Genomic DNA, 25,086 nt, shown 5'->3' on the forward strand with positions numbered 1-25,086 from the left:
CTATAAAGTGAATGACCATACGCCTTCTTCAGTAAACGAAAGAAAGGCGTTTTTGGTTTTATTTTTTTATCTTTTTAACCGAACTCCTTTTAAATGTTATAAAATGGAAGATGGGCTTATCATGAAAAGGAGGCTATACTTTGAAAAAACTACTTATTACCACCTGTGCCGTAACGTTAATTAATTTCTTACCACTTTCTACTGAAGCCGCTACTACTTCAAAGAAAATCGATCAAACTTATACACTCGTAGACACTAAAAATAAAAAGTACACCGTTTCTGTCCGCTCTACAAAAGCATCTTGTCACAAGGCTACATCAAATGATTCCTTATGGTTAAAAGGAAAAGATGAACTTTGCACCGGAAAGTTCACGCTATATCTTAACGGCAAAGCGACCAATTATTCTTACAACTATACAAAAGATAACCCTTATGTCAGAGCAGCACATGATTTCAGAACGAGTGCAAAATTAAGGAATACGACAGGATCGCCAAACGTATTTTCCTTATCAACTCGAGAAACTCCGTCACTGATTAGTTTAAAAACGTATTCAATTGTAGATAAAAAATTAGTGCGTCATCCTGGTTCGATTTTTTCTTACGGTATGCGCCCTAAAATGAATAAAAACCTCATCCAGACACCAATCTATGTGAACGGTGGCGAAAAAGTCGGCTTTATTTTCCATGATTTTTCTTTGGTAAAAAATAAATTAGTCGAAAAGGAATCCCACAGCTACCTTTCGCGTAGTTTTAACAGCAAAACATATGACAAAGGACTGGACGAATGGGAGAAATATAGTGCAAGCTTAAATTACTTCGTAAAATAAATCGTAGTTTTCTACAGATTTGAGGTTGTTCTATGATGAACAAAATCATGCTGATCATGCTCGGTGGCACCGGAATCCTGTTTGTGATTTTTGCCATTATCGTCATGATCAGTTTATGGACCTGACAAAAAGCCGTGATGTGTGGCGTTCCTCCAGGGGACTTCCACACATCATGGCTTTTTTGATATCAGATGGTTTGACTCATGACGAATTGCTTCAAGTCCCGCTGCTTCCAGCCGGCTTGCCGTAAGTCTTCCCACACTTGTGGATTGGTCGACTGCAACTGATAACGGGTTCCCGTCAAACGGCGTGTCGCTTCTGTCGCAATCCGCGCTATGTCGTCTTCTTCCGTTACAATCGCAAAAATCGACTCATTGGCGGTCGCAATGAACGCCCCGTCGAGTTCATAGTACTGTGCTTGCGCCTGCTTCATTACCGTCTGGTCTTGTTGCCAGATGTATTCCCCTTGCTGTATGTAGCGTCGCTCAAATGCAACAGCATCAATCTCGATAAGCGGCTCCGTCTGGTCGGGTTCTTCCCGAAGAAAATAGCCGAGTTCGTCGACTGTGCGATAACCGAATTTCTGATAGAGCGAAATGGCCGGCTCATTTCCTTGAATGACTTCGAGCATCAGACAATCGACCTTTAACGATTTAGCATAACTTAGCTGGGCGTCATAGAGAGCTTTGGCAATCCCAAGCCGTCGGTATTGGGGATCAACCGCCAGTCCACCACAGCGCATGACAGTCTTTTTCTTGATGGTCTTCAGCCCATTCAACCAAATGGCGACCGGTCGTTCGCCGTGGTAGGCAATAAACGAATGCTCAAGTTGATTCCAGTCGCGTTCCAGGATTCGTTCTTGAAATACCTCACGTGAAAGACCTAATGGAATGATGTAATCGCTGAATCCCTCTTGCATCACTAAAAATGCGGTTTCTGTATCAGGTGCCCGTTTAATATGAATCATCTCGGATCGCCCCTTTCTTTACAATTGTTCGCCTTTTTAGCACGCCATTCCTGCCGAGGACCAAACAAAAAAGCCATTCAGAACAGCTTCTGAATGGCCGAATCTTATTGGTGTAATTTCGAGCGTGTTCTTCCGTACAGGAAGTAAACTGCAAGTCCGATCCCTGTCCAGATGAAGAACGCGACCCATGTGAACGGTTGAAGGTTCAACATCAACATGATACAGGCGAGGACCGAAAGAATCGGCAAGAATGGAACCAATGGTACTTTGAACGCCCGTTTCAAATCCGGACGTGTTTTCCGGAGGATGATGACGGCGATGGAGATTAACGAGAAGGCAGCCAGTGTCCCGATATTGATTAATTCTGCGAGCGTACCGAGTGGAACGAATCCGGCAATCAATCCGGCTGTTGTTCCTAAAATCCATGTTGCTTTCACCGGCGTATGCGATTTTTCGTTCACGTCCGAGAAAACTTTTGGCAACAAGCCATCACGGCTCATTGCGAACAAGAGACGAACAAGACCAAATGTCATGACGAGGATAACCGTTGTCATCCCGACGATCGCGCCTAAGTCAACGAATCCTGCGACCCAGTCCTGACCGGCTACTTTTAATGCAAGTGAAACCGGGCTGTCGACCCCTTCAAATTGTTTGAACGGGACGATTCCGACCATGATGGCGGATACGACAACGTACAATACGGTAACGATCCCAAGTGATCCTAAGATCCCGATCGGTAAGTTACGGCCTGGATCTTTCACTTCTTCTGCTGCCGATGTGACGGCATCAAAACCAAGATACGCAAAGAAGGCGATGGCGGAAGCTTGTAACACACCACTGATACCGAACGGTGCGAACGGTGCGTAGTTGCCTGGCTCAACGTACCAGATCCCGACGACGATGAACAAGATGACGACGGCGACTTTGACGAGAACCATGATATTGTTGACGCGTTTTGTTTCCTTAATCCCCATCGATAATAAGAACGTGATGACCATTAAGATCAAGAAGGCCGGCAAGTTGAAGAACGTTTCGCTGCCGGGTACTGCTCCTGGTGCAGCGGTTAAAGCAGTCGGTAAACTGATACCAAATCCGGATAATAACGACTGGAAATAACCGGACCAGCCTGTTGCGACCGCACTCGACGCTAAACCGTATTCTAATATGAGACACCAACCGATAATCCAGGCAACGAGTTCCCCAATCGTTGCGTACGTGTAGGTGTAGACACTACCCGACACAGGAATCATCGATGAAAATTCCGCGTAACAGAGGGCGGCTAATGCACAGACAATAGCAGAAATAATAAATGCAACCGGTAAAGCTGGTCCTGCATACAGCGCTCCTGTTCCTGTTAGGACAAAGATTCCCGTCCCGATAATGGCACCAATACCGAGTAAGACAAGATCAAAACCCGATAAATGCCGTGCCAATTTGGAATGACTTTTTTGATCCATCATGACACTGACGTCTTTCTTACGAAGCAAACTCATAAAACACCCTCCGAACTTTCTCTTTTTTCTGAATATTCAAATCATTTTTCTGATTGACTTCATCATCATAACAAACGATGTCAGGTTTTATAAGCCGTTCTTTCTGTGTTTTTTCACAAATTGGTCAAACCAGTTTTGTTGTTTTACTACAATACAAATATGTGGATACGCGTTAACGCACTAAAAAACTCCTCCACCGATGGGTGAAGGAGTTTTGGTTTGGTTACGGACGATCATTTGGGTGATCTAAGTTCGGACCGCGGTTAGCATCCGGATCGATCGGATAATCGTCTTGTTGTGCTAAATCATTTTCAGGAAGTGCACCCTTTGGCGTACCATGTGTCGGGTTCACGTTCGTAGAAGATGATGGTTTAGAGGCTTTTGATGCTTGATCTGGTGTGACATCATCTGCTGCTTTTGATGCTGCACCTTTTGCTGCTTCTTTTAAGCTCGGCTTTGTTGAAGCAGACGATGTGTTGTTTGATGGCAGGTTCGATGTGTCGATGTCTGCATTTTCTGCTTTTTTCTGGAGACGATCGAGGTAACGTGATGCGTTATCACGACCACCTAAACCAAACGCCAGTCCGAAAGCAAGTGCGACAGCACCGAGGATCAAGATGAACGCCGAGTTAACGATTGTTGCTGCTACACCAAGCTGATCAAGTGCCATGAAGACAGCAAGAGCAAGGATGGCATATTTTGCGACGCTTGAAAGAACTTTTAAGTCTGAGTTCGCGAACAAGCTGTCCATTGTACGTTTCACCAAGTTGCTGATGATGATACCGATTGCCAAGATGACGATTGCCGTCAAGACACTTGGAAGGAAAGCAAGAACTGCGCGACCCAGGTCAACCATGAAGTCGAGACCAATCAGGTTGAATGCTTCAACGACGAACAAGACGACGATGACGATTTCAACAAGTGATCCAACGATCGATGATGGTGATGTCGAAGCATTGTTCGCATCCCAGCTACCGATTTTCAAATGACGTGTTAAGTTGTTGAATCCAAGGCGTGACAAGAGGTCCGCAACGAATTTCTTGACGAAACGACCGACGTAAAGACCCACAAGGATCAAGACGACGCCGATGATGATGTTTGGAATCATACCGAGAACATCATTTAGCATGTTGATGGCTGGTCCTGTGATTCCTTTAATGTTGAGTTGATCCAGTGCCGAAATCGTGATCGGAATTAAGATCAGGATGAAGACGACTGTACCAAGGATTGAAGAAAGTGATTTTGTATCTTTTTGTTCGTTTGTACCAATGTTAAAGCGTGAAGCAAATTTGTCTGTCCCGACAGCATGCAGGAAGTTCGTTACGATATCGCGAACGATTTTCGCCACGAGGAATCCGACGAAGAAGATGGCTGCTGCAGCGATCAGACGTGGGATGAACCCAAGGAACGATGACAACAATTGACTGAACGGTTCCGAAACACTTTCAATGTTAAGCGCACCGAGTACACCTGGTAAGAACAGTAACAAGACAAGGTAGAAGACGATTTCGCCTGCAACCTTCGGATAGTTTGACAGATCCGTTTGACCTTGAAGCATTTTGTTCGAACGAATTTTTTCATTCGACATCAATTTCGTTCCTGCTTTGACGATGATCATACGGAGAACAACCGCGATGACGTACGCAAGAAGAAGAATCAATGCTGCTTGCAAGATATTCGGGATTGCGGCGAGCAATGTGCTCATCGTATCCGCAAGTGGTCCTGCGATGATATTCAGGTTCAAGATGTTAAAGACTAAGATTAAGACAAATACCATCAAGACCCAAAAAACAACAGTTCCGATAATTTTTTCAGGCGTCCACTTTTTCTTTTGTGGTGGCGTACCTTCTTTTTGCGGTGACAACTTGTTGACGACACCAGATTTTTCTAATGCCTTTTGAATGCCGTTTGCGATCAGCTTCGCAATCAGCCATCCGATCAGGAATACGATAAGTGCTCCTAAAATGTTGCCGAGGGATCCTAGAATCCCGTTCAGGTCAAGCGACGTACTGTTCCAAAAGTTGTTCATCCTGCCACACTCCTTCATCTCTAAATAAATTAATATATCTCCGACACTTCTTTAATTTCCCCCGCTAAAGAAATTACTAAACCACATTTAACCTGAATGTGGGAGTTTGTGAATAGTATTTAAAAAAATGGATGATTCTAGTCAGAACCATCCATTTACAATAAACTATGCTTTTTTAGTATTTTACCGTCATGATTTCGTTGCCGTGCGTTGATTCAAAGCGGTCTGTATCGCCGTATATCCGCCCTCGATATTGATGACGTCTTTGATACCATGCGATTGCAACACACTGACCGCCATCCGTGAACGGACGCCCGATGCACAATGCACCGCGACCGGTCGATCTGTCGGAATTTCCTGATGACGTGTTGCAAGCTCCCCAAGCAAAATCCGGTTTGCTTGCGCATAATGTCCGCCGTCCCATTCGGTTTTGTTCCGGACATCCAGGACAAAGACATCACCCGCTTCTGCCGCTTGCATCGCCTGATCCGCACTCCAATCCGGATAACGTTCCGTCAATTGCTCATCTGAAAGATTCGCGACGTCAACCACTTTTACGAAGCGATCGAGACCAACGGACTGTAAATCTGTCTGGATCATCTGAAGTTGATCCGGTTCTGCAATGACGGCGATGTCATGGTCAAAATCAAGCAACCAACCTGCCCATGTGACGAACTTCAAGTTGTACGGAATGTTGAGCGTGCCGGGTACATGACCGGCAGCAAATGATTTTCCGTCTCGTGTATCCACGACTTGCATCGTTTGAACAAGCTCTGTTAGTTCGGAAGCGTCCGCGGCACGTGGTGCAGAAAGCGTCGTTGTGACGGCAATGCCCTCTTTGTTGACCCGTTTCATCATGGCAAAGTAGTTGGGTGGTTCCGGCTGATCCGTCGTCAATTCTTTGACAAATGCTGCCTCGTCCTCCATCTGCAATGCCCAGTTCGTCGCTTTTTCGTAGCCGACCGTAGAGGTTGGAATCGCACCAAGTGCTTTCCCGCAGGCACTGCCTGCTCCATGACCCGGCCAGACTTGAACGAAGTCCGGTAACGCTTTGAATCGTTTGAGTGAGTCAAACATCTGCTTCGCTCCGACTGCTGTCGTCCCTTGAATCCCGGCCGCTTCTTCGAGTAAATCCGGACGCCCGATATCGCCGACGAAGACGAAGTCTCCTGTAAAGATTCCCATCGGCACCGTTTGGTCACGATCGTATAAAACGAACGAGATATGTTCCGGGGTATGACCCGGGGTATGCATGACTTCGAGTGTCACGTTCCCAACTTTGAACTTCTCCCCATCTTTGACGAGACGCGCCTGAATCTCTGAAGCAAAACCATACTTCCAAGAAGCATCGCCTTCATCGGACAGATAGGCTGTCGTTCCGAGACGTTGCGCGAATTCGCGTGTCCCGGAGACGAAGTCAGCATGAATGTGTGTTTCCGCCGTCGCCGAAATCCGAAGTCCTTCTTTTTCTGCTTCTTTGAGATACGGTTCGATGTTTCGTGCCGGATCGATGACAATCGCTTCTCCCGTCTTCTGGCACCCTACCATGTATGAAGCTTGTGCTAATTTTTCATCATAGAAATAGCGTAATAACATAACGATTCCTCCTTTAGTTGAATGGCTGTGCTCGATTGATCCGTTCTTAGCGTATGACGTTTCCTTCCCAGCTCATCATGCCGCCGTCAACGTTTGTCACGTCAAAACCTGCTTGTTCCAAATACATCGCGGCATTCATGCTGCGTCCGCCGGATAAGCAAATGACATGAAGCGGTCGCGACGGATCCAGTTCGTTGGTCCGCTCCGTCAATTCCGACAACGCCACGTTTTTTGCTTGTTTGATATGACCGCCGGCGTATTCATCCGTTTCCCGGACGTCGATCAGTTGGATCGTTTCGTCTTGTTGCAGTGTTTGTTCCAGTTCATTTGTTGTCATGTTGTTCAAGTTGTTTGCCCCTTTGCTACATAAGTTGATGTCCACAATATACCCCCTACCGTATTTAAGCGCAAGAAAAAAGATTGCATCAAAAAAGACAGCACCCGGATCGGGTACTGTCTGACGTTTCACTTTTCAGGAGAAGTAGGGTGAAGGACAAGCCTTTTCCGAGTCCACTTCCTCTGTTTTTCTCCTTAGACCACTTCTTTTTCCGAGAACTGACTGTTGTAAAGATCAGCATAAAACCCGTTTGCGGCAAGCAATTCTTCGTGTGTTCCCTGCTCGATGACGCTTCCCTGATCCATCACTAAAATCAAATCGGCATCTTTGATTGTCGAGAGACGGTGCGCGATGACAAAGCTCGTCCGTCCTTCCATTAATCGTTTCATCGCTTTTTGAATGAAGATTTCCGTCCGTGTATCGACGCTTGACGTCGCTTCATCGAGAATCATGATGGGCGGATCGGCGAGGACCGCACGGGCAATCGTCAACAACTGTTTTTGCCCTTGCGAGATGTTCGACGCTTCTTCGTTTAATACGGTGTCATAGCCGTCCGGTAACGTCCGGATGAAGTGATCGGCGTGAGCCGTTTTTGCTGCTTCGACGATTTCCTCTTCCGTCGCACCGGTTTTTCCGTAGGCGAGATTGTCGCGGATTGTTCCGTTAAAGAGCCACGTATCTTGCAACACCATTCCGAACGTCGTCCGTAAATCTTCCCGTGACATCTTCCGCGTATCGATGCCGTCGATGCGGATGACACCGTGGTTGAGTTCATAAAACCGCATCAACAGGTTGATCAGCGTCGTTTTCCCGGCACCGGTCGGACCAACAATCGCAACCGTTTGACCCGGTTTAACGTCGATGTTCATGTCCTCGATCAACAGTTGTTCGCCGTAACCGAAGTCGACGTGTTCAAACGCAACTGCTCCGTCGGCTTTCGCCAACTGATGCGTCGTCACTTCTTTGACTTCCTCTTCTTCATCCAACAGTTCAAAGACCCGTTCGGCAGCGGCGACCGTCGACTGGACGATGTTGGCAATGTTCGCCGTCTGGGTGATCGGTTGCGTGAACTGGCGTGTATAGGTGATGAACGCTTGAATGTCCCCGATCGAGATGCTGCGCTGGGTGACGAGAATCCCCCCGACGACACTGATCAAGACGTAACTGATATTGCCGATGAACATCATCATCGGCATGATGATCCCGGAGATGAACTGGGCTTTTCGTCCCGCCTCATACAACTCGTCGTTGACGGCATCAAACTGTTCAACAGCTTTCCGTTCATGTCCAAACGCCTTGACGACGGGATGACCGGTATACATCTCTTCGACGTGTCCGTTTAATTGTCCGAGCGTCCGTTGTTGATCGGCGAAGTATTTTTGCGACCGTTTCAAAATTGGACGAATCGCAAAAATCGACAGCGGCAACGAGACGAGTGAAATCAAGGTTAGCAATGGACTGATCGTCAGCATCATGATCAAAATCCCGACAATCGTCACGATCGATGTGATGAACGACGTCACACTTTGCTGCAACGTACTGCCGATCGTATCGATGTCATTTGTGACCCGACTGAGCGTCTCCCCGTTCGGACGGCCGTCATAATACTTGAGTGGTAACCGCTCCAGTTTCTGATTGACGTCTTCGCGCAAATCATAGACCGTTTTTTGGGCGACACTCGACATGATGTATTGCTGGATGTAACTGAACAGACTGCTGATGACATACAGTCCGGCGAGCACTAATAAAATCTGTCCGATTTTCGTAAAGTCGATTTCCGCACCAGGTACTCCCTGGAACTTGGCATATGCCCCTTCGAACAGTTCCGTGATCGCCGTTCCCATGATTTTTGGTCCGGCAATCATGAAGATGGTACTGAGAATCGCGGCGATGAAGACGGCAATCAAGGCCGTCCGACGCGGTTTCAGATAGCCGAGCAACCGGCGGAACGTCGCTTTGAAGTTTTTCGGTTTTTCGCCCATCATCATCATGTTCCCGCCGCCGGGACCACCACCCGGTCCACCTGGAGGACCACCGGCAGGACGTTTTGTTGTACTTGTACTCATGCGATCTCCTCCTCTGACAGTTGGGATTTGACGATTTCTTGATAGACGTCGTTTGTTTCATACAGTTCGTCATGTGTTCCGATTCCGGCAATTTTCCCTTCTTCGAGAACGATGATCTGATCGGCATCCATGACTGTACTGACACGCTGGGCAACGATCAAGACGGTTGCGTCCTCCGTTTCTTGCTTCAGAGCTTTGCGTAAGGTCGCATCTGTTTTAAAATCAAGCGCCGAGAAACTGTCGTCAAAGACATAGATGTCGGGTTTGCGGACAAGCGCCCGGGCAATCGACAAGCGTTGTTTTTGGCCACCGGAGACGTTGGATCCACCTTGTTCGATGATCGAGTCATACTGATTCGGCATCCGTTCAATGAAATCCGTCGCTTGGGCGACACGCGCCGCATGTTTGATTTCTTCGTCCGTCGCGTCCTCTTTCCCGAAGCGGATGTTGTCCGCGATCGTTCCCGTGAACAACAACGCTTTTTGCGGCACAAAACCGATTTTTGAACGTAATTCCTCTTGCGGGACGGCTTGGCTGTCGACACCGTTGACTTGAATACTGCCGTTCGTCACGTCATAAAACCGGGGAATCAAATTGACCAGCGTTGATTTTCCGGAGCCGGTTCCGCCAATCACGGCCGTAATTTCACCCGGACGCGCTGTAAAGCTGATGTCTGATAAGACCGGAGCTTCGGCTCCCGGATAACTGAACGTCACCCGGTCAAAGACCAGTGTGCCGCGTTCGCGGTCGGCGGAAGCTGTTCCGGCGTCGACCATCGTCGGCTCCATCTCGAGGACTTCATTAATCCGTTTCGCCGAGACGGCTGCCCGGGGAATCATGACGAACATAACGGATGCCATGACGAGGGCAAACATGATTTGCATGACGTATTGAATAAAGGCCATCAAATCCCCAATCTGCATCCCGCCGTTGTTGATCCGGATGCCGCCGAACCAAATGACGCCGACGACGGTCAAGTTCATGACAAGCATCATGACCGGCATCAAAAAGGCCATGATTTTATTGACTTTGATCGAGACGTCCGTCAAATCGGCATTCGCTTTCGTTAACCGAACCTTTTCTTCCGATTCCCGGTTAAAGGCCCGGATGACACGAATCCCGGTCAGATTTTCCCGTAAGACGAGATTCAAACGGTCGAGCCGTTTTTGGACTTGTCCAAACAGCGGAACCCCTTTCCAGAGAATCAACAGAATCGATACAACCAAAACCGGCATCGCGGCGACGATGACGAGTGACAGTTTGGCGTCTTTCGAGACGGCCATGATCAGACCCCCGACAAACATGATCGGCGCACTGACGACCATCCGCAACATCATGATGACGACTTGCTGGACTTGCGTAATATCATTCGTCGTCCGCGTAATCAAGGACGCCGTTCCGACTTGATCAAACTCTTGTAGCGTAAAGCGTTCGACGTGGTTAAAGACTTTTCGGCGGATGTCGCGTCCAAGCCCCATCGCGGCTTTTGAGGAATAGTAGCTGGCGGCAATCGCTGCGAGTGCACCGAGTCCGGTAATCCCGAGCATGACCGCACCGATTTTCCAAATGTACGCCGTATCGCCCGTCACAACCCCTTTATCGATGATGTCCGCCATCAAGGTCGGTAAATACAAATCGGACATCGATTGGGCGAAGACGAGGATCAAGACAGCGAAGACGGCCCATTTATAGGTCGTCAGATTTTTGAGTAACTTAATCATCTGCACAGCCTCCGTTTCCTGGTGACAAGATGTCTTTTAATCCGTCTGCAATTTGTTCGTGTGTCTTGAGCATCTGTTCAAAGGCAGCAGGATCAATCTGATCGAGGACCTGTTCGAGCCGTTGTTGCATCCCCGCCTCCTGCCGCTTGATTGCATCAACGAACTGTCGCCCGTGATCACTCAAATTCAGGACGACTTCGCGCCGGTTGTCCGGATTTGTTTCCCGGATCACCCAACCTGATTGAACAAGCCCTTCAATTGATTGACTGAGCGTACTTTTCGGTAAATGCGTATGTGCGGCAAGTTCCTTTTGAGTAATCGGACGTCTTGGCGCAATCGTCATCAAGCTGTGAAATTGCGGTAAACTCAGTCCATTTTCCTGCGCCGTCTGATGAGCTGCCCGAACGAGATGCCGTTGGACGTTCCAAAAAGATTGCATCATTGCCGTTGAACGGACCGGCTCACGTTGTTCCGTTTCCATCCTTCCACCTCCATGTTCCATTTTGAATCGTTCCATATCGAACGATTATCTATATAAATTAAATTACGCCGATTAGTTCAGAATGTCAATGAATAAACAATGTGAAAATGCACATATTCATCATCGTGCGGTTAATCGTTTCAAGTATAATGAAGTATCTGCAAAATCAAGGGGATTGTCAGGAAGGAGAAACTGAAATGCTACATAAGATGGGATTATACGAAGAACCGTTTCAGTCAATCGTTGCCGGAAAAAAAGTGATTGAAATCCGTTTGAACGATGAAAAGCGGCAAGCTGTCCAAGTTGATGATTTGATTGAATTCACGAACCTCTCAACCGATGAACAAGTGATTGTCAGAGTCCTTGAACGGCAAGCATTCAACGATTTTCAATCGCTTTACGAAAACGTTTCTCTCGAACAAATCGATTGTATCGGTTGGTCGATGAATGACTTGTTAAAGGCAACCTATACGATATACTCAAGAGAATCAGAGAAACAATTTGGTGCACTGGCATTAACAATCGAACGGAATCTTTAAGCGGAAGGAGCGGATCACCATCATTGCAACCATTAAACGTTTCATTGATCAGCAATATGCACATCCTACAGGACGGTTTGGAACATACATCGGGGAAAAAATGGTGAGACAACATCAACCTGAGACTGAGTGGACCGTAAATCTGCTGAACGTCCAAAAAGATGACACCATTCTAGAACTCGGCTGCGGAGCAGGTTATGCCATCGAGCGACTTGTCCATCAATCATTAGCGAAAAAGATGGTTGGTGTCGATTCTTCTTCAACCATGATTCGTTCCGCCCAAATCCGAAATAAACAGGCCATTCAGTCGAATCAAGTCAATATCGTATACGGCGACCTAAACAAATTAGCTTTTCCAAACGAACAGTTCGATAAAGTATTTACTATACACACACTTTATTTTTGGGAAGATATCTCGGGTACCTTATCAGATCTCTATAAAGTGCTAAAACCAGGTGGTCACTTCGTCATTACGTTCTGCGATGGCAAAAATGATGAGATCTGGACTGGCGTGAAGGATTTGGTACAAACCCAAGTCATTCCCGCTGCAAAAACACATGGTTTTACCGACATCACACTTGTCGAAGGTCCCGTCTCAAGGCAATTCCATACTGTAGCGGTCATCGGACATAAATCTACAAATAAAAAATGAACGACCGTCCGTCGACGGTCGTTCATTTTATCGTTTGATTCATTCCGGTTCGACATGGACATGAATGTCGTACACACCGTACTCATCGGTCAACGTATCTTCGACCTTCGTCGCGATATCGTGCGCTTGATGGACGTTTAACTGGGAGTTGACGAGAATGACGACATCGACGACTTCATTGTTGCCGTAATTCCGGCCTTTGATTGATTTAATCCCTTTGACGCCGTCAAGATCATAAATCACATCTTCATACATTTTGAGTTTGTGTTCATCAAACCCGTCCGACAGCTCATGAGACGCTTCCGAGAAGATGTCCCACGCGGTCTTACAGATCAAGAATCCGACGATGACCGCCGTCACGACATCGAGCCACGGCATCCCGAACTGGGAACCGATGATCCCGACCGTCGTCCCGATACTGACCCAGGCATCGGACAAGTTATCCTTCGCGGCCGCCATGACCGCCTTGCTGTCGATTTTACGCGACAAGTTCCGATTGTAACGGTAGACGAAGTACATCACGATGGCAGAACCAATCCCGACATAGGCAGCAATCAAATCCGGCGACTCCTGTTTTCCTTCGAATAACGTTGAGATCGTATCAATCAAGACTTGCAGACCAACTGCCATCATAATGAAGGAAGCGACCATCGAAGCAATCGTCTCACTTTTCCAGTGCCCGTATTTATGATCATCGTCTGCCGGACGTCTTGAGATTCGTAATCCGATCAAGACGGCAATCGATGCAATGATATCGGTCGTATTGTTCAAGCCGTCTGCCCGTAAGGCAGCGGAATCGGCTGTGTAGCCGACAATCAATTTAATGACGGATAAGACAATATAGGCAACGATGCTGATGATGGCACCGCGCTCGCCAAGCTTTAAATTATCGTATTTTTGTTGATCCATTTGTAGTCGCCCCCACTCGCTCTGTCGATTAGCAAACCTCATCGTAACAGGTCGAAATCAAGTGGGTCTATAGAAATCATTTTGCTTAAAACTAGTTAATTAACAAAAGACCAATAGTGTTTCCTGAGGGCAATTCATCTTTTGTTGTTGCACGGCGCTTCTTGTGCAATTTGCGCATACTTGATGTCATTCTATCCGCCAACATTTTTGCAAAATTTCTTTGTTGGGCAATCATAATTCGTGCATCTTATGCTCGGAATCAGTAGACTAAAGATACACACCAACAACAGGGGGATGAACACATGAGTAACTACATTAAAAGTGAAGATACGTTTAAAGAATTGATCGCAAGCGACACACCGGTCATCATCAAGTTCGAAGCAGACTGGTGCCCGGACTGCAAACGGATGGATTATTTCATGCCGGATGTCGAAGCACAATTCAAAGAATTGCCGATCTATACGATCGACAAAGACGAGTTCCCGGAAATCGCATCGGACAACGTCGTCATGGGGATTCCAAGCCTGCTCGTCTTCCAAAACAACGAGAAACTGGGTCACTTACACAGCGCTAACGCAAAAACACCGGACGAGGTCACAGACTTCCTCAAGAAAAACTTCAACTAAACAGACGAAGACCCACTTTCCAAAATGGAAGTGGGTCTTTTTTTAGCGTTCGCAGGCGATGCCGTCTTTGTCACGGTCACTTTTCGTATTAAGGTTATATGTCGCTGAGCTGACATAGGCTTTGTATTTTGTGTCTTTGTAGATGGCTTTGCCGTTTTTATCGTAACCGGTCCGGTTTTTAATTCCCTTTTTCTTCGCGACGCCACCTTTATAGGTTTTCTGCATCTCCGTACAGTTTTTGAAGGCCTTCGCTTTCGTCGCGGCGTGGCTTTCTGCCGATGTCACACTGATCAATGAGAGACTCAGTACACCGGTCATGATGAGTTTTACTGCTTTGTTCATATCAATTCCTCCTCAATTTTAAAATTCCAAATTTTAGTGATAATTTGATTATAGAGGATTTTTTTAGAATGTGTTTTGACTTTTTGATTTTTACAGGGATGATTTGTCAGAATTTTTTTTATGAATCCATAAAAAAAGACCTATCGCGTCGCGACAGACCTTTCTTGAACACCCGATTGAATTATCGTGTTCCTGCCAAATACATGATAACAAACATCAAGATTAACGGGGTTATCAAGAGGACCAGAAGCGTCAACCACAATCCTAATGCAAAAGCACCCGAATCCCGTAATCGAATCGCCTTCCTGGACTTTGCTTTTCGTTCCCCACTTTTTTCCTCACGTTCACTGACTGGACTAAACATCGCTTCTCTCCTTTTGAATCGGATGAATGAAATCATCTGCCCGGCAAAGAATCGTCACCGACCAGTTCGGGTGAATCCGAAATCCTTGGACAGGACGTGCAGAACCCGGGACGACTATTGGTGTCGCCTCAATCAGATCCAGCCGGGTAAAACGATCGCGGATTCTTCGAATCAACTGCCGCATATGATCGTACGTGATGTCTTGTCCACTCAGCTCGGACAAAGCACTCTGCAAGACCGGATACGTTTGAAATGTCGCTTGATTTAATAACACGATTGTCAAAAACATATGTTGATTCAGCAAATCACTTGGTCGCCCGGCAGTATGTAACGTTTTCCCGGCATCTGAACTTTTCAGCAATATTTCCATTTTACCCGGTTGCGTCTCGTGAAACGTTTCTTCGTTGATAATCGTTTCATATTCTGCTGCGATTTTCCGGTAATAGATCCGGTCCAGTACGTACTCATCCTGAACGACCATCTCGGCCCGGTAACGGTCGATTCGTTCTTGATCGATGTCGCCCTCGATTTGAAGTTCTAAATCCTCAAGCTTCCGCAAGGCTTCCCGCGTAATCGCAACGCCACAATTAACGAGAAACGTATTCGCTAAAATCAGTTGTGTGTCACTTAAGACGTCCGTCCGTGTACCATCAAGTGCTGTTTTCAAATGATAGGCGGCTTGTTCATATTCACGTTCACGATACAAGATATAACCCAATCGATAGTTCGCGATTGGATGATGTTTTTCGATTTTAATGGCTTCCAGTAACCACCGTTTTGCTTGGTAATAGTCCGGTGTATTCGACAACTTATAAAACTCTGCCTGACGAACAAGTAAGTCAAGATGTGCTTGACGCTTGATTGCCCGTTCCTCGTGAGTTTCATTCGGTAATTCCCGGCGGATTCGTTGCGCTTCCAAATATCCTGACAGTTCCATTCCCTGTGACTCCTTCATTTTTGACGTGTGACAGCTTGTCACAGCTCCCTTGCTACACTGAAAACAACTTATCTGACAAGGAGCTGTTTTTATGACAAACGCAACGATTCTCTTAGCACGACACGGTCTGAGCCAGGACGACCGGTACAGCAAAACGCATGTGGCCCGTTTGACTCAATCCATTTTACAATATCCAACTAATGACTGGAGCGATCGCCGGCTGATCGAGTGGATTCAGCAGGTTCCTTTTCAGGATCTGCCCGGGCGAGAAGCGATGATCAATCCATTGACGGATGACTTGCCGTATCAATCCTTTGATCCGTACATCCGGGGAATCGTCCGTTGGCTGAACACTCTCGGTATCCTGACATTGTCTTGTTGTGACGGACATGCCCGCGGTCAAGCTTCAGTCACCCTCCAGCAAGCCCCCTCTTTGGAGCAATGGCAACTTCTCGAGCTTGCCTTGCCGCAACAGATGACGATGCAACTGATTCATCTGACGTTGCAGCTGAACTACCGCAGAAGCGGATTCGCCTCCCTCTTGCTATTTGCGGAACGTCTTTACCGGTTGACCGCAGATCAACACTACCTCAAGACTTTGCGACTGGAACGGTTTAAACATCGTTTGCTGACTTGGCTTGAGGTCCCTGGTGTCAGCAGACGGGAACGACTGGTCGCGATGCGCCTTCGCAATGAACTGAAATCACAGACCGATTTCCTCTATACCGACAAGCGAGGCAATGTACTGGCGACCATTCCGTGTGGCGTCGGTCCGACTGTTCTGTTGTCCGCTCATATGGATACGGTCGAACTGATCGAGGAGGATCGGGTCATTCTCGAGGACGGAACGACACTCCGCAGTTCCAGCGGCATCCTTGGAGCTGATGATCGTGCCGGGATCACAACCATTCTGGAAGTACTTGACCGCGTCCGGAACACGAACTTCTCCGGTACGCTGAAACTCGCCTTCACAGTACAAGAAGAGATCGGTTGCCGGGGTGCCGAGGGCATCGATCCCGCTTTTCTCAAGGATGTGGATGCCGCCATCGTCGTCGACCGCCGCGGAACACGGGATATTGTCACGGCCTGCCGAAATCAAATACCGTTCTGCACACAAGAGTTTGGTCAGCTGTTCGAGGAAGCCGGTCGTCTCGTCGGGATGCCGGACTGGCAGACGACGACCAATGGCGGATCAAGCGACACGAATGTATTTGCCGGCTTCGGAATTCCTTCCGTCAATCTGTCGGTCGGTTATAGACACGAACATACGGAGCACGAAACGGTCGACTACGCCGCGACGTTCGAGACTGTCGCTCTGATCGAATCGGTTCTCCACCATCAGCTCATTCCGGTTCGTTCTTAAACTTCCTGCACCTCTTCGACACGAAAAGCGCGCCAAGGCGCGCTGTCAGAAGAAAACGATGAATTAGGAAAATCTGCCTTCAGTACCGCAATCGCTTCGCCTCTAGTCTTTTGTATCGGACACTTACACCAATCGCCAGCAGGATGTAGGCAAACCCGGCAAACATCGCAAACTGTCCGTATAAGACGTCAAACCATGCATTAAAGCCAAACAGCGGGACCGCAAACAGATAATAAAACGGGTATTGAATAGCGGATACGATATCAAACCAAAAGTCCCCTAACCAGTACCGCTCAAAGAACGTGACTAAATAGACAATAATGCCGGCTAAGAACCCGAGACGCAGGTAATTGAAGACAAACAAGATTGTCTTTTCTTCGCGGACCAGCATCACAGAACCGATTAAAAAGATCAGCCAAACGAAGGATGCTGCGATTTGCAGCAGACCAATCGAACCGTCCGGATAAAGACTTGCCGGCCAGGCATTGATACTGATGGTTGCGAGCAAAAGCACGACAAACAAAGCGATATACTGTTTCGTCGAACGAACCATAATGGTGTTCCTCCTCTAAAATTGCATGGTATACCCTTTCTCCGAATTGGATTTAAATTCCTTTTTCATATGAAAATAAAAACGTCCAGAAGTCTCTTCCCCTTTAACAAGCGAGAAAGTTATTCTGGACGGATTTGTATAAAACAATTTAATTCGTGTTATTTCACTTCCAGTTTCACATCATCAATTGTCACGTCATGCGCGGCAAACGGAGAACCAGCTGCCTTGCCAAGCAAGAACTTCAACCCGGCTGTATCGTCTTGTTCGATCGTAAAGTCAAACTGATACGTTTTTGCTTCTGTGCCAAGTTCGACGATCTGACTGAAGTAACGTGTATATGAAGCGTTTTCGACAGTGACTTCGAGTGGGCGCGCCACCGTTGACGATGCCTTAAACGTCAGCTGATACGTCTGTCCTTTGACGAGCTGCAAGTTGCCTTGCTCCAGCAGAACGCTCCATGGTTCCTGTCCTTCTGATGCAATGGCGAGCTTCGCGGCGTCATTGACCGTTGAGACGACCGCTTGCGCGTCATAATGAACGTACGAACTCCAGAAGTTCAGTCCGTCCGAGAACGAACCGTTTTTCAGCGGTGACCGGTCGACTTCGACCGGTGTGACATCGATCAACTCGACATCATCCAGTGTCACTTCCCCTTTTGCTAATCCAAAGTTGAACTGGAGTTGACTGTTCAAATCCGTTGCTTGTGTCATCGTGAACGGAATGTCAACGGTCGTTGCCTGTTTGGTCAACGGTACGTCATGCGTCGGCAAGTAGGCTGTTGTTCCATCCGCATTTGTCGCCTTGACTTGAATCTGTTTGATCCGTTTGCTGTCCGCCTTGAAGCGAAGCACATACTGATGGTTTTCCTGCAGTTGGACACCACGTTGTGTCAGCGTCGCCGGTTGTCCCTTTTTCGTCTGTGCTTTTGTTTTGAATGTAAAGTCACGTGTCACCGGGTCGACCGATCCGGTTCCTTTTGTCTGACCGGCATCAAACTGCCAGTACGTCAGGCGATCCATTGCGCCCTGGTCAAACGTACCGTTGTAGATCTGATTGCCGTCCGGTAAAGCTGGTTTGGTTGCCGTTTCATCGATTTCACCGCGTGGCACCTGTTCGACACGGACATTCCCGATCTTAACACCGGCTTGCGCAAGACCCAGATTGAATTCGAGTCGTGCCGCTAGATCCGTTTCTGCTGCCATATCGAATGTGAAAGTATGCCGTTTGACGGTTGGTGTCAAATCGATGACTTCTTCATTCGAATATTTCGTGTAGCCCCGTTCTGCCCCGCCGCCGACTTTGGCGACGATTGTCCGCGCCTGTTCACTGCTGGCGTCAAAGCTGACTTCATAGCGTCCGCCTTGGGCGAGGGAAATCTTTTGGATCAATTGGTGGGCATAGTTTTGCGCCCCCGGTTGATCGATCGTGACGCTGGCGAAGCGGGTTCCGTCCTGCTCCGTCACGTCGACCGATCCCTTGCCGCCGAAGTCCGGCAACGTCACATAGTTCCAGTACGTCGGGTCAAGGACTTGCGCGCCGTCAGTGATCGTCTTGATGGCTTTTTCATACGCTTGATCATACACGAGATTGCCGTCTTCTAAAGGTTGTTTTGCCCCGTCCGGTAACGTCACGTCTTCATAGACCGGTTCAACCGGTTCGCGGTAGTCGCGATTCTTCAGATCATAGACCCGGACATAATCGACTTCCATCTCGGCCGGGAACTTCGTCGTCTCGTCGACTTCGCCGTCAAACCAACCGCCGACCGCGAGGTTCATCACGAGATAAAAGTTCTGGTCGAATGGTGCCGGATAACTGTAGTTGGTGGCCGTGTTTTTGCCTTTGCTGTACCAGTCGTTTTGTGTTTGAAAGAGGTTGCCGTCGACATACCAGCGGAGTTCGCCCGGCTCCCACTCGACGGCATACGTATGCCATTGGTCAATCCGTCCGCCGTCCGGGAAGTGGTAGTCCTTGCCGGTGTACTTATTGTTCGGCCAGTTTTCACCGTAGTGGATTGTCCCGGCGATTTTATCCGGCTGACTGCCCCACGCTTCCATGACATCAATCTCACCGGACGAAGCCCATGCCCCGTATTTGTCCTGCTCCGGCAACATCCAGAATGCCGGCCATAACCCTTTGCCGGTCGGCAGTTTCGCTTTGATTTCATAACGTCCGTATGTCTTGCTGAATAAGCCTTTTGTTTTTAATTTGGCTGATGTGTAGTCGTACGATCCAAGCGAGTCGGTCGTCTTTTCTTCTTTTGCCCGAATGACGAGTTTACCGTCCCGGATAAACGAATTGTCTTTTTTGGTCGTATAGTATTGTTTTTCATTATTGCCCCAACCCGGTGAAATCGCATTCCCTTCAGCATCGACAATCCAGTTTCCCGTATCATAGGTCCACTTCGTCCGGTCGAGCTGTTGTTTCGTGAATTCATCGGACCAGACCATCTTCCATTTCGCCTTGTCTTTTTTGTCTGCTTTCTCGGCATGACCGGTCCCGGCATAGGACAGGACAAGTCCAGTTCCGAGGGCAATTGCGAGCCATTTCTTCATCTGTAATTCCTCCTTTGAATGAACAACAGGCAAGGGCGATGAATTCGACCTTGCCTGTTCGACGACGTTACGCTTCTTGCGGAAGTGCTGCCTTATGCGTCTGGATGACATTCGCATACCAATGCGCGCTGTCTTTCCAGATTCGTTCTTGTGTATCGAAATCGACGTAGATGATGCCGAATCGTTTGTCGTATCCGAAGCTCCACTCGAAGTTGTCGAGTAACGACCAGAGGTAATAACCGGCGATGTTCATGCCTTCCTCATTCAGATCAGACACGGCTTGCAGATGCTGCGCGACGTAATCGATCCGGTTTTGATCGTGCACTTTCCCGTCGACGAGCTGGTCGTCAAAGGCGGCACCGTTTTCCGTGATGAAGATCGGCAGGTCCGTATACTCGGCCCGCAACCGGCGGATCAGGTCTTTGAACTCACTTGGTGCGATATCCCAGCCCATGCCGGTTTTGTCGTAGTCCGAGTAGGAGTCTTTGTGTAAGAAGTCACTCGCAGCACTGAACTCAACCAAGTTCCGGCTGTAGAAGTTGATCCCGAAGAAATCACACGGCGTCGAAATCGTCGCAAGGTCTCCCGCGTGGATGAAGTCGTACGTATGAACATATTTCGAGAACAGGTTCATCATGTCGATCGGATATTGTCCTTTGAAAATCGGATCAAGGAACCAGCGATTCGCGTACCCGTCGGCATTGTTCATTGCAATCTGATCGTTAACGGAATCCGTCTTCGCGTACTTCGGTGCCAAGTTGAGCGTGATGCCGATTGGCGTCGAGGACTGGAGTTCCCCTTTCAACAGTTCGACGGCTTTTCCGTGTGACAACAACATATGGTGAACAGCCCGGACAGCTTCGTTCATGTCCGTATGTCCCGGTGCATGTTGCCCAAGGTGATAGCTCAAGAAGCCGGCACACCATGGTTCGTTGTGCGTGATCCACGAGTCGACGATGCCGTCGAGCTCTTCGAAGCAGACGCGGGCGAAGTCGAGGAACCAGTCAACCGAGTCGCGGTTGACCCAACCGCCTTCTTCATGCGCCCACATCGGGAGATCCCAGTGGTAGAGCGTGACGGCCGGTTTGATGCCTTCTTCCTGCAGACGTGATGCCAGTGTCTTATAGAAGGCCATCCCTTCCGGATTGAACTGCCCTTTGCTCGGGAAGATCCGTGGCCAGGCAATCGAGAAGCGGTACGTATCGACGCCCAGTTGTTTGATGTGTTGAATGTCTTCTTCAAACCGGTGGTAATGGTCGCAGGCGACATCGCCGTTGTGTTTTTCAAAAACTTTTCCGTCCGTATCGCAGAATGTATCCCAGATCGACGGCGTACGACCACCCTCGTCGTGTGCGCCTTCGATTTGGTACGAGGACGTCGCCGTCCCGAAGACGAAGTTCGGTGCAAATTTCATAGATGTAAGCTCCTTTACCAGTTTATTCTTTGACGGCACCAGCTGAGATGCTGCTGACGATGTATTTCGAGAGGAACAAGAAGGCGATCATGATCGGTACGACGGAAATCGCGATTCCGAGATAGAGCGAGCCGAGGTTTTCGGCGACTTGTGACCCTTTGAGGAAGCCCATCAAGACCGGTAACGTATACTTTTCCGGTGAGAACAGCAGGACAAGCGGCATGATGTAGTTGTTCCATGAACCGATGAACGTAAAGATCGACATCGTCGCAATTGCCGGCATCATCATCGGCAAAGCAATCGTGTGGAAAATGCGCATTTCACTCGCGCCGTCCATCCGTGCTGCCTCAATCAAACTCGGGTGCATGACCGTCTGTAAGTACTGACGGACAAAGAACACCGTGAACGGACTGGCAATCGCCGGCACGATCAACGGGATGAAGCTGTCGAGTAGACCTAAGTTCTTACTGAGTTCGTAGAACCCGATCAATCCGAGTTGTCCCGGGATCATCATCATGACAAGCATGAAGACGAACAGGACGTTTTTTCCTTTGAACTGGTAGAAGGCAAATCCGAACGCTGTCATTGCCGAGAAGTAACCCGATAGGACGGTGACGAGGACGGCGATGATCAGACTGTTCTTGAAGCCGGACCAGATATTGACGTAAGAGCTTAAAGCGGCATAGTTTTCAGCGAGCGAGTTCCCTGGAATCAATGAGAAACCGGATAACACTTCTTCGTTCGAGCGGGTCGCGTTGATGATCATCATCAAAAACGGAATGATACAAGCGATCGTCAAAGCAATCAGTCCGACGTAGATCAGACTTTTCCCGAACCAGGCTTTTTTCTGCTTCGGGGGTGGTGTCAACTTCAGTGGACGTTCTGAACGTTCTGGTTGATCTTCCGTTTGTGGCACGATCCGACGTGCTTCTGCATTTCGTTCCATCGGTCAGGCTCCTTTCGCTGAACGTTCTTTTCGGAACATCCCTTTGAAGACGATGATTGAAAAGACGAGCGTGATGGCAAACAATCCGTATGCGACCGCAGCGGCGTAGCCATAGTTGTTGTATTTAAAGGCTTGGTTGTAGAGATACAGCACCATCGTGTTCAGGGCACCATCCGGCGCACCGACACCGTCCGTGATCAACATCGGTAAATCGAACAATTGCAGTCCGCCGATCAGTGACGTGATCATGATGTAGAGCAGGATCGGTTTTAAGAGCGGTAACGTGATCCGCGAGAAGATTTGCCAGCGTGTCGCACCGTCAATCAGTGCCGCTTCGAAATAGTCCTTCGAGATCCCCGATACACCGGCCATGACGACGATGAACGAGTGACCGAGCCACATCCAAGTCAGGATGAGGGAGACGGAAATCTGTGCTGTGACCGGTTGTGTCAACCAGTTGATCGGCTCCGAGATGATGCCGATTTTGAGTAACATCATGTTCAGTGAACCGTGCTGCCAGTCGAGCAGGATACCGAACAATAAGGCAACCGAGCTGATTGTGATCAAGTTCGGCAAGTAGAATGTCGCGCGGAAAAATGCGAGACCTTTCATCTTGAGCTGTAAATCCGAGAACAGTAAAGCGAGCATCAAGGCTCCCCCGATTTGCAGGATGAAGTTCAGTCCCCAAATCTTGATCGTATTGAAGAACGCTTCAATGAAGTACGTATCTCCGAGCAAACGCGTATAGTTCGCGAGTCCGACGAGTTGTTCGCCTTCTGCGCCTGTGTAGTTGGTGAAACTGTAATAGAACGTCAAGGCAACCGGATAGATGCTGAAGATCAAGAAGACGATCCAAAACGGTGCGATGAACAGATAACCATGGCGATCAAGTTTTTTCACAGGTCAAACCCCTTTCTTAAACAAGAAGAGGTGAAGCGAGGACCGCCCCACCTAGACTCCTTATTCCGGTACTTTTACGTCCGGATACGCATTTTTGACTTTTTTGTAGAATTCAGCAAGTGCTTCGTCTTTTGATTTTTTGCCTTGGACATATTCCATGACCGACGCACCGTATAACGTATCAAGCTGCTGGTCGTACTTCGTCACGATTCCCGGTGTGATCTTGTCTGCTTGATCGAGGAAGAACTCGTAGTTGTTCTGTCCGCCGAGGAACTCATCTTTGAAGTCGGTTTTGATTTTGTCAGTAACCGGTTTGTAAGCGAGAACGTCCCCTGTTTCTTTCGCCCAGTCAGTCAAGAATTCATCGTCTTGCGTCATCATTTTAACGAAATCATACGCAAGCTTTTGTTTCTTCGAATCTTTGTAGACACCTAACCAAGTACCGCCCCAGAAGTATGGGCTCGGTCCGCTTGTGACAGCCCAGTCACCGGCTGATTTCTTCGCGTTTTCTTTCAAGACACTGTGTAAGCCCCATGTTGGAAGGACATACGAGAAGATTTCTGTTTCAGTTTCTTTACCGTTTTCTTTGACTTTAACCGGCTTGTCCATCCCGGCGAACCATGATGGTGACCACTCCGGCGCAAGTGCCGTGTATTGTTTTGTCCGTAATTCTTTCGCGTAATCCATGTAGTTTTTCTTGTCTTCCGTCACGACGAGTTCCTGTTTGTCGTTGACCCAAGCTTCCGGCTCATTTCCTTGTGCGAACCAACGGATCGATCCTTCATCCGGGAACATTTTGTAGCCTTTGCCTTTCATCTTCTCAGCGACTTCGAAGACGCCGTCCATCGAGTTCATCATCGCACCGATTTCTTTTGGATCATCTGTGCCGAGGACTTTTTTCGCGATGCTTCGTTTGTAGTAGACGCCACCCGGTGTCGTTTGCCATGAAAGGGCACGAACATTACCGTCTTTGTCTTTCCCCATGTCATAGACATACGGGATATAGTCATCTTTGACGTCACCCGCGTTAAATGGTTTTTCCGACAAGTTCGCCCAGTAGCCCGCATCGACCCATTGTTTCAAGAAGGCGATTTCACCTGTGAAGATATCCGGTGCGCCGACGCCGCTCTCAAGTGCCGGCTTTAACTTCGTCGGATAGTCAGCGATCGGGACGATCGTCAATTCGACTTTCACGCCGTTTTTCTCTTCGAACTTTTTGATTGGCTCTTTTAACTCATCCGTGAACGACCAGATTTTCAGGACTTTCTTGCCACCGCTCGTTTTTTCCTCTTCGCCGCCTGAACATCCTGCTAAAACGCTTGCTGTTAATGCGCCGACTGTTAATACGCTGACTAACTTCTTCTTCATGTCATCCCATCCTTCTCATCTGTTGGTAGTCCCCTAAGTAAGCGGTCTCATTTATTATCCAAAAATATCGAAAGCGCTTTCGTAAATGGTCTGAAAAAAGTTCC

Annotated in this window: 22 protein-coding genes; 5 read left to right on the plus strand and 17 right to left on the minus strand. The window is 48.2% G+C overall.

Annotated features, from left to right (window positions below; translation table 11 throughout):
• Positions 1 to 140 precede the first annotated feature (140 nt).
• Positions 141 to 827, plus strand: coding sequence for a hypothetical protein (locus D3D03_RS14025; protein WP_119923911.1), 687 nt, complete (start codon positions 141 to 143; stop codon positions 825 to 827).
• Between the two features lie 187 nt (positions 828 to 1,014).
• Here the strand turns inward: D3D03_RS14025 and D3D03_RS14030 are convergent, their stop codons facing one another.
• The 8 genes from D3D03_RS14030 to D3D03_RS14065 all read right to left on the minus strand — a co-directional run bounded on the left by D3D03_RS14030 (position 1,015) and on the right by D3D03_RS14065 (position 11,517).
• Positions 1,015 to 1,794 (minus strand): GNAT family N-acetyltransferase, encoded by a 780-nt coding sequence (locus D3D03_RS14030; protein WP_119923912.1) that lies wholly within the window; start codon positions 1,792 to 1,794, stop codon positions 1,015 to 1,017.
• A gap of 104 nt (positions 1,795 to 1,898) precedes the next feature.
• Entirely contained in the window at positions 1,899 to 3,287 is a 1,389-nt protein-coding gene (bcaP, locus tag D3D03_RS14035) for a branched-chain amino acid transporter BcaP (RefSeq protein WP_119923913.1), read from the minus strand.
• Between the two features lie 223 nt (positions 3,288 to 3,510).
• The gene (locus D3D03_RS14040) at positions 3,511 to 5,316 is read right to left on the minus strand and encodes a mechanosensitive ion channel (protein WP_119923914.1); all 1,806 of its coding nucleotides are present in this window, start codon (positions 5,314 to 5,316) and stop codon (positions 3,511 to 3,513) included.
• A 189-nt stretch (positions 5,317 to 5,505) separates the two neighbouring features.
• On the minus strand, positions 5,506 to 6,912 hold the full coding sequence (locus tag D3D03_RS14045; protein ID WP_119923915.1) for an MBL fold metallo-hydrolase: 1,407 nt from the start codon (positions 6,910 to 6,912) through the stop codon (positions 5,506 to 5,508).
• A 46-nt stretch (positions 6,913 to 6,958) separates the two neighbouring features.
• The gene (locus D3D03_RS14050; RefSeq protein ID WP_369877654.1) at positions 6,959 to 7,294 is read right to left on the minus strand and encodes a rhodanese-like domain-containing protein; all 336 of its coding nucleotides are present in this window, start codon (positions 7,292 to 7,294) and stop codon (positions 6,959 to 6,961) included.
• A gap of 149 nt (positions 7,295 to 7,443) precedes the next feature.
• Positions 7,444 to 9,315 (minus strand): ABC transporter ATP-binding protein, encoded by a 1,872-nt coding sequence (locus D3D03_RS14055; RefSeq protein WP_119923916.1) that lies wholly within the window; start codon positions 9,313 to 9,315, stop codon positions 7,444 to 7,446.
• Positions 9,312 to 11,036, minus strand: coding sequence for an ABC transporter ATP-binding protein (locus D3D03_RS14060; RefSeq protein WP_026834080.1), 1,725 nt, complete (start codon positions 11,034 to 11,036; stop codon positions 9,312 to 9,314). Before D3D03_RS14060 ends, D3D03_RS14055 begins: the two co-directional genes overlap by 4 nt.
• Positions 11,029 to 11,517: a MarR family winged helix-turn-helix transcriptional regulator gene (locus D3D03_RS14065; protein ID WP_028107069.1), complete on the minus strand. Its 489-nt coding sequence runs from the start codon at positions 11,515 to 11,517 to the stop codon at positions 11,029 to 11,031. Before D3D03_RS14065 ends, D3D03_RS14060 begins: the two co-directional genes overlap by 8 nt.
• A 197-nt stretch (positions 11,518 to 11,714) precedes the next feature.
• Here D3D03_RS14065 and D3D03_RS14070 point away from each other — a divergent pair, with 197 nt between their 5' ends.
• Entirely contained in the window at positions 11,715 to 12,056 is a 342-nt protein-coding gene (locus tag D3D03_RS14070) for an ASCH domain-containing protein (RefSeq protein ID WP_119923917.1), read from the plus strand.
• A gap of 100 nt (positions 12,057 to 12,156) precedes the next feature.
• Positions 12,157 to 12,708: a class I SAM-dependent methyltransferase gene (locus D3D03_RS14075; protein ID WP_119923918.1), complete on the plus strand. Its 552-nt coding sequence runs from the start codon at positions 12,157 to 12,159 to the stop codon at positions 12,706 to 12,708.
• Positions 12,709 to 12,747: 39 nt separating this feature from the next.
• Here the strand turns inward: D3D03_RS14075 and D3D03_RS14080 are convergent, their stop codons facing one another.
• Complete coding sequence (locus D3D03_RS14080; protein WP_119923919.1) at positions 12,748 to 13,617, minus strand: cation diffusion facilitator family transporter; 870 nt, start codon at positions 13,615 to 13,617, stop codon at positions 12,748 to 12,750.
• Between the two features lie 302 nt (positions 13,618 to 13,919).
• On the opposite strand from D3D03_RS14080, the gene D3D03_RS14085 reads away from it, so the two are divergent.
• The gene (locus D3D03_RS14085; RefSeq protein ID WP_026834082.1) at positions 13,920 to 14,243 is read left to right on the plus strand and encodes a thioredoxin family protein; all 324 of its coding nucleotides are present in this window, start codon (positions 13,920 to 13,922) and stop codon (positions 14,241 to 14,243) included.
• Between the two features lie 42 nt (positions 14,244 to 14,285).
• On the opposite strand, the gene D3D03_RS14090 is transcribed toward D3D03_RS14085, so the two are convergent.
• Both D3D03_RS14090 and D3D03_RS14100 read right to left on the minus strand, forming a co-directional pair.
• Positions 14,286 to 14,585 carry an excalibur calcium-binding domain-containing protein gene (locus tag D3D03_RS14090; RefSeq protein ID WP_119923920.1) on the minus strand — a complete coding sequence of 100 codons (300 nt, stop codon included), beginning with the start codon at positions 14,583 to 14,585 and terminating at the stop codon, positions 14,286 to 14,288.
• 356 nt (positions 14,586 to 14,941) lie between these two features.
• Entirely contained in the window at positions 14,942 to 15,886 is a 945-nt protein-coding gene (locus D3D03_RS14100) for a tetratricopeptide repeat protein (protein WP_119923922.1), read from the minus strand.
• A gap of 91 nt (positions 15,887 to 15,977) precedes the next feature.
• Between D3D03_RS14100 and D3D03_RS14105 the strand changes: the two genes are divergently transcribed.
• The gene (locus D3D03_RS14105) at positions 15,978 to 17,249 is read left to right on the plus strand and encodes a M20/M25/M40 family metallo-hydrolase (protein ID WP_119923923.1); all 1,272 of its coding nucleotides are present in this window, start codon (positions 15,978 to 15,980) and stop codon (positions 17,247 to 17,249) included.
• Between the two features lie 79 nt (positions 17,250 to 17,328).
• On the opposite strand, the gene D3D03_RS14110 is transcribed toward D3D03_RS14105, so the two are convergent.
• From D3D03_RS14110 to D3D03_RS14135, 6 genes are all read right to left on the minus strand, one after another.
• On the minus strand, positions 17,329 to 17,802 hold the full coding sequence (locus tag D3D03_RS14110) for a hypothetical protein (RefSeq protein WP_119923924.1): 474 nt from the start codon (positions 17,800 to 17,802) through the stop codon (positions 17,329 to 17,331).
• A gap of 158 nt (positions 17,803 to 17,960) precedes the next feature.
• On the minus strand, positions 17,961 to 20,354 hold the full coding sequence (locus D3D03_RS14115; RefSeq protein ID WP_119923925.1) for a carbohydrate binding domain-containing protein: 2,394 nt from the start codon (positions 20,352 to 20,354) through the stop codon (positions 17,961 to 17,963).
• 67 nt (positions 20,355 to 20,421) lie between these two features.
• The gene (locus D3D03_RS14120) at positions 20,422 to 21,768 is read right to left on the minus strand and encodes a GH1 family beta-glucosidase (RefSeq protein ID WP_119923926.1); all 1,347 of its coding nucleotides are present in this window, start codon (positions 21,766 to 21,768) and stop codon (positions 20,422 to 20,424) included.
• A gap of 22 nt (positions 21,769 to 21,790) precedes the next feature.
• On the minus strand, positions 21,791 to 22,714 hold the full coding sequence (locus D3D03_RS14125) for a carbohydrate ABC transporter permease (protein WP_081776662.1): 924 nt from the start codon (positions 22,712 to 22,714) through the stop codon (positions 21,791 to 21,793).
• Positions 22,715 to 22,717: 3 nt separating this feature from the next.
• Positions 22,718 to 23,614: a carbohydrate ABC transporter permease gene (locus D3D03_RS14130; RefSeq protein ID WP_026834090.1), complete on the minus strand. Its 897-nt coding sequence runs from the start codon at positions 23,612 to 23,614 to the stop codon at positions 22,718 to 22,720.
• Between the two features lie 60 nt (positions 23,615 to 23,674).
• A complete protein-coding gene (locus tag D3D03_RS14135) occupies positions 23,675 to 24,982 on the minus strand; it encodes an ABC transporter substrate-binding protein (protein WP_119923927.1) in 1,308 nt (435 codons plus the stop codon).
• Positions 24,983 to 25,086: the final 104 nt, after the last annotated feature.

The sequence above is a fragment of the Exiguobacterium sp. RIT452 genome (assembly GCF_003598705.1).
GTDB lineage: Bacteria > Bacillota > Bacilli > Exiguobacteriales > Exiguobacteriaceae > Exiguobacterium_A > Exiguobacterium_A undae.

Bases quoted from the DNA above. Each gene is read 5' to 3' on its own strand.
- D3D03_RS14030 (WP_119923912.1), bottom strand. From the start codon at position 1,794: ATGATTCATATTAAACGGGCACCTGATACAGAAACCGCATTTTTAGTG.
- bcaP (WP_119923913.1), bottom strand. From the start codon at position 3,287: ATGAGTTTGCTTCGTAAGAAAGACGTCAGTGTCATGATGGATCAAAAA.
- D3D03_RS14040 (WP_119923914.1), bottom strand. From the start codon at position 5,316: ATGAACAACTTTTGGAACAGTACGTCGCTTGACCTGAACGGGATTCTA.
- D3D03_RS14045 (WP_119923915.1), bottom strand. From the start codon at position 6,912: ATGTTATTACGCTATTTCTATGATGAAAAATTAGCACAAGCTTCATAC.
- D3D03_RS14055 (WP_119923916.1), bottom strand. From the start codon at position 9,315: ATGAGTACAAGTACAACAAAACGTCCTGCCGGTGGTCCTCCAGGTGGA.
- D3D03_RS14060 (WP_026834080.1), bottom strand. From the start codon at position 11,036: ATGATTAAGTTACTCAAAAATCTGACGACCTATAAATGGGCCGTCTTC.
- D3D03_RS14065 (WP_028107069.1), bottom strand. From the start codon at position 11,517: ATGGAAACGGAACAACGTGAGCCGGTCCGTTCAACGGCAATGATGCAA.
- D3D03_RS14070 (WP_119923917.1), top strand. From the start codon at position 11,715: ATGCTACATAAGATGGGATTATACGAAGAACCGTTTCAGTCAATCGTT.
- D3D03_RS14075 (WP_119923918.1), top strand. From the start codon at position 12,157: ATGGTGAGACAACATCAACCTGAGACTGAGTGGACCGTAAATCTGCTG.
- D3D03_RS14080 (WP_119923919.1), bottom strand. From the start codon at position 13,617: ATGGATCAACAAAAATACGATAATTTAAAGCTTGGCGAGCGCGGTGCC.
- D3D03_RS14085 (WP_026834082.1), top strand. From the start codon at position 13,920: ATGAGTAACTACATTAAAAGTGAAGATACGTTTAAAGAATTGATCGCA.
- D3D03_RS14090 (WP_119923920.1), bottom strand. From the start codon at position 14,585: ATGAACAAAGCAGTAAAACTCATCATGACCGGTGTACTGAGTCTCTCA.
- D3D03_RS14100 (WP_119923922.1), bottom strand. From the start codon at position 15,886: ATGGAACTGTCAGGATATTTGGAAGCGCAACGAATCCGCCGGGAATTA.
- D3D03_RS14105 (WP_119923923.1), top strand. From the start codon at position 15,978: ATGACAAACGCAACGATTCTCTTAGCACGACACGGTCTGAGCCAGGAC.
- D3D03_RS14110 (WP_119923924.1), bottom strand. From the start codon at position 17,802: ATGGTTCGTTCGACGAAACAGTATATCGCTTTGTTTGTCGTGCTTTTG.
- D3D03_RS14115 (WP_119923925.1), bottom strand. From the start codon at position 20,354: ATGAAGAAATGGCTCGCAATTGCCCTCGGAACTGGACTTGTCCTGTCC.
- D3D03_RS14120 (WP_119923926.1), bottom strand. From the start codon at position 21,768: ATGAAATTTGCACCGAACTTCGTCTTCGGGACGGCGACGTCCTCGTAC.
- D3D03_RS14125 (WP_081776662.1), bottom strand. From the start codon at position 22,714: ATGGAACGAAATGCAGAAGCACGTCGGATCGTGCCACAAACGGAAGAT.
- D3D03_RS14135 (WP_119923927.1), bottom strand. From the start codon at position 24,982: ATGAAGAAGAAGTTAGTCAGCGTATTAACAGTCGGCGCATTAACAGCA.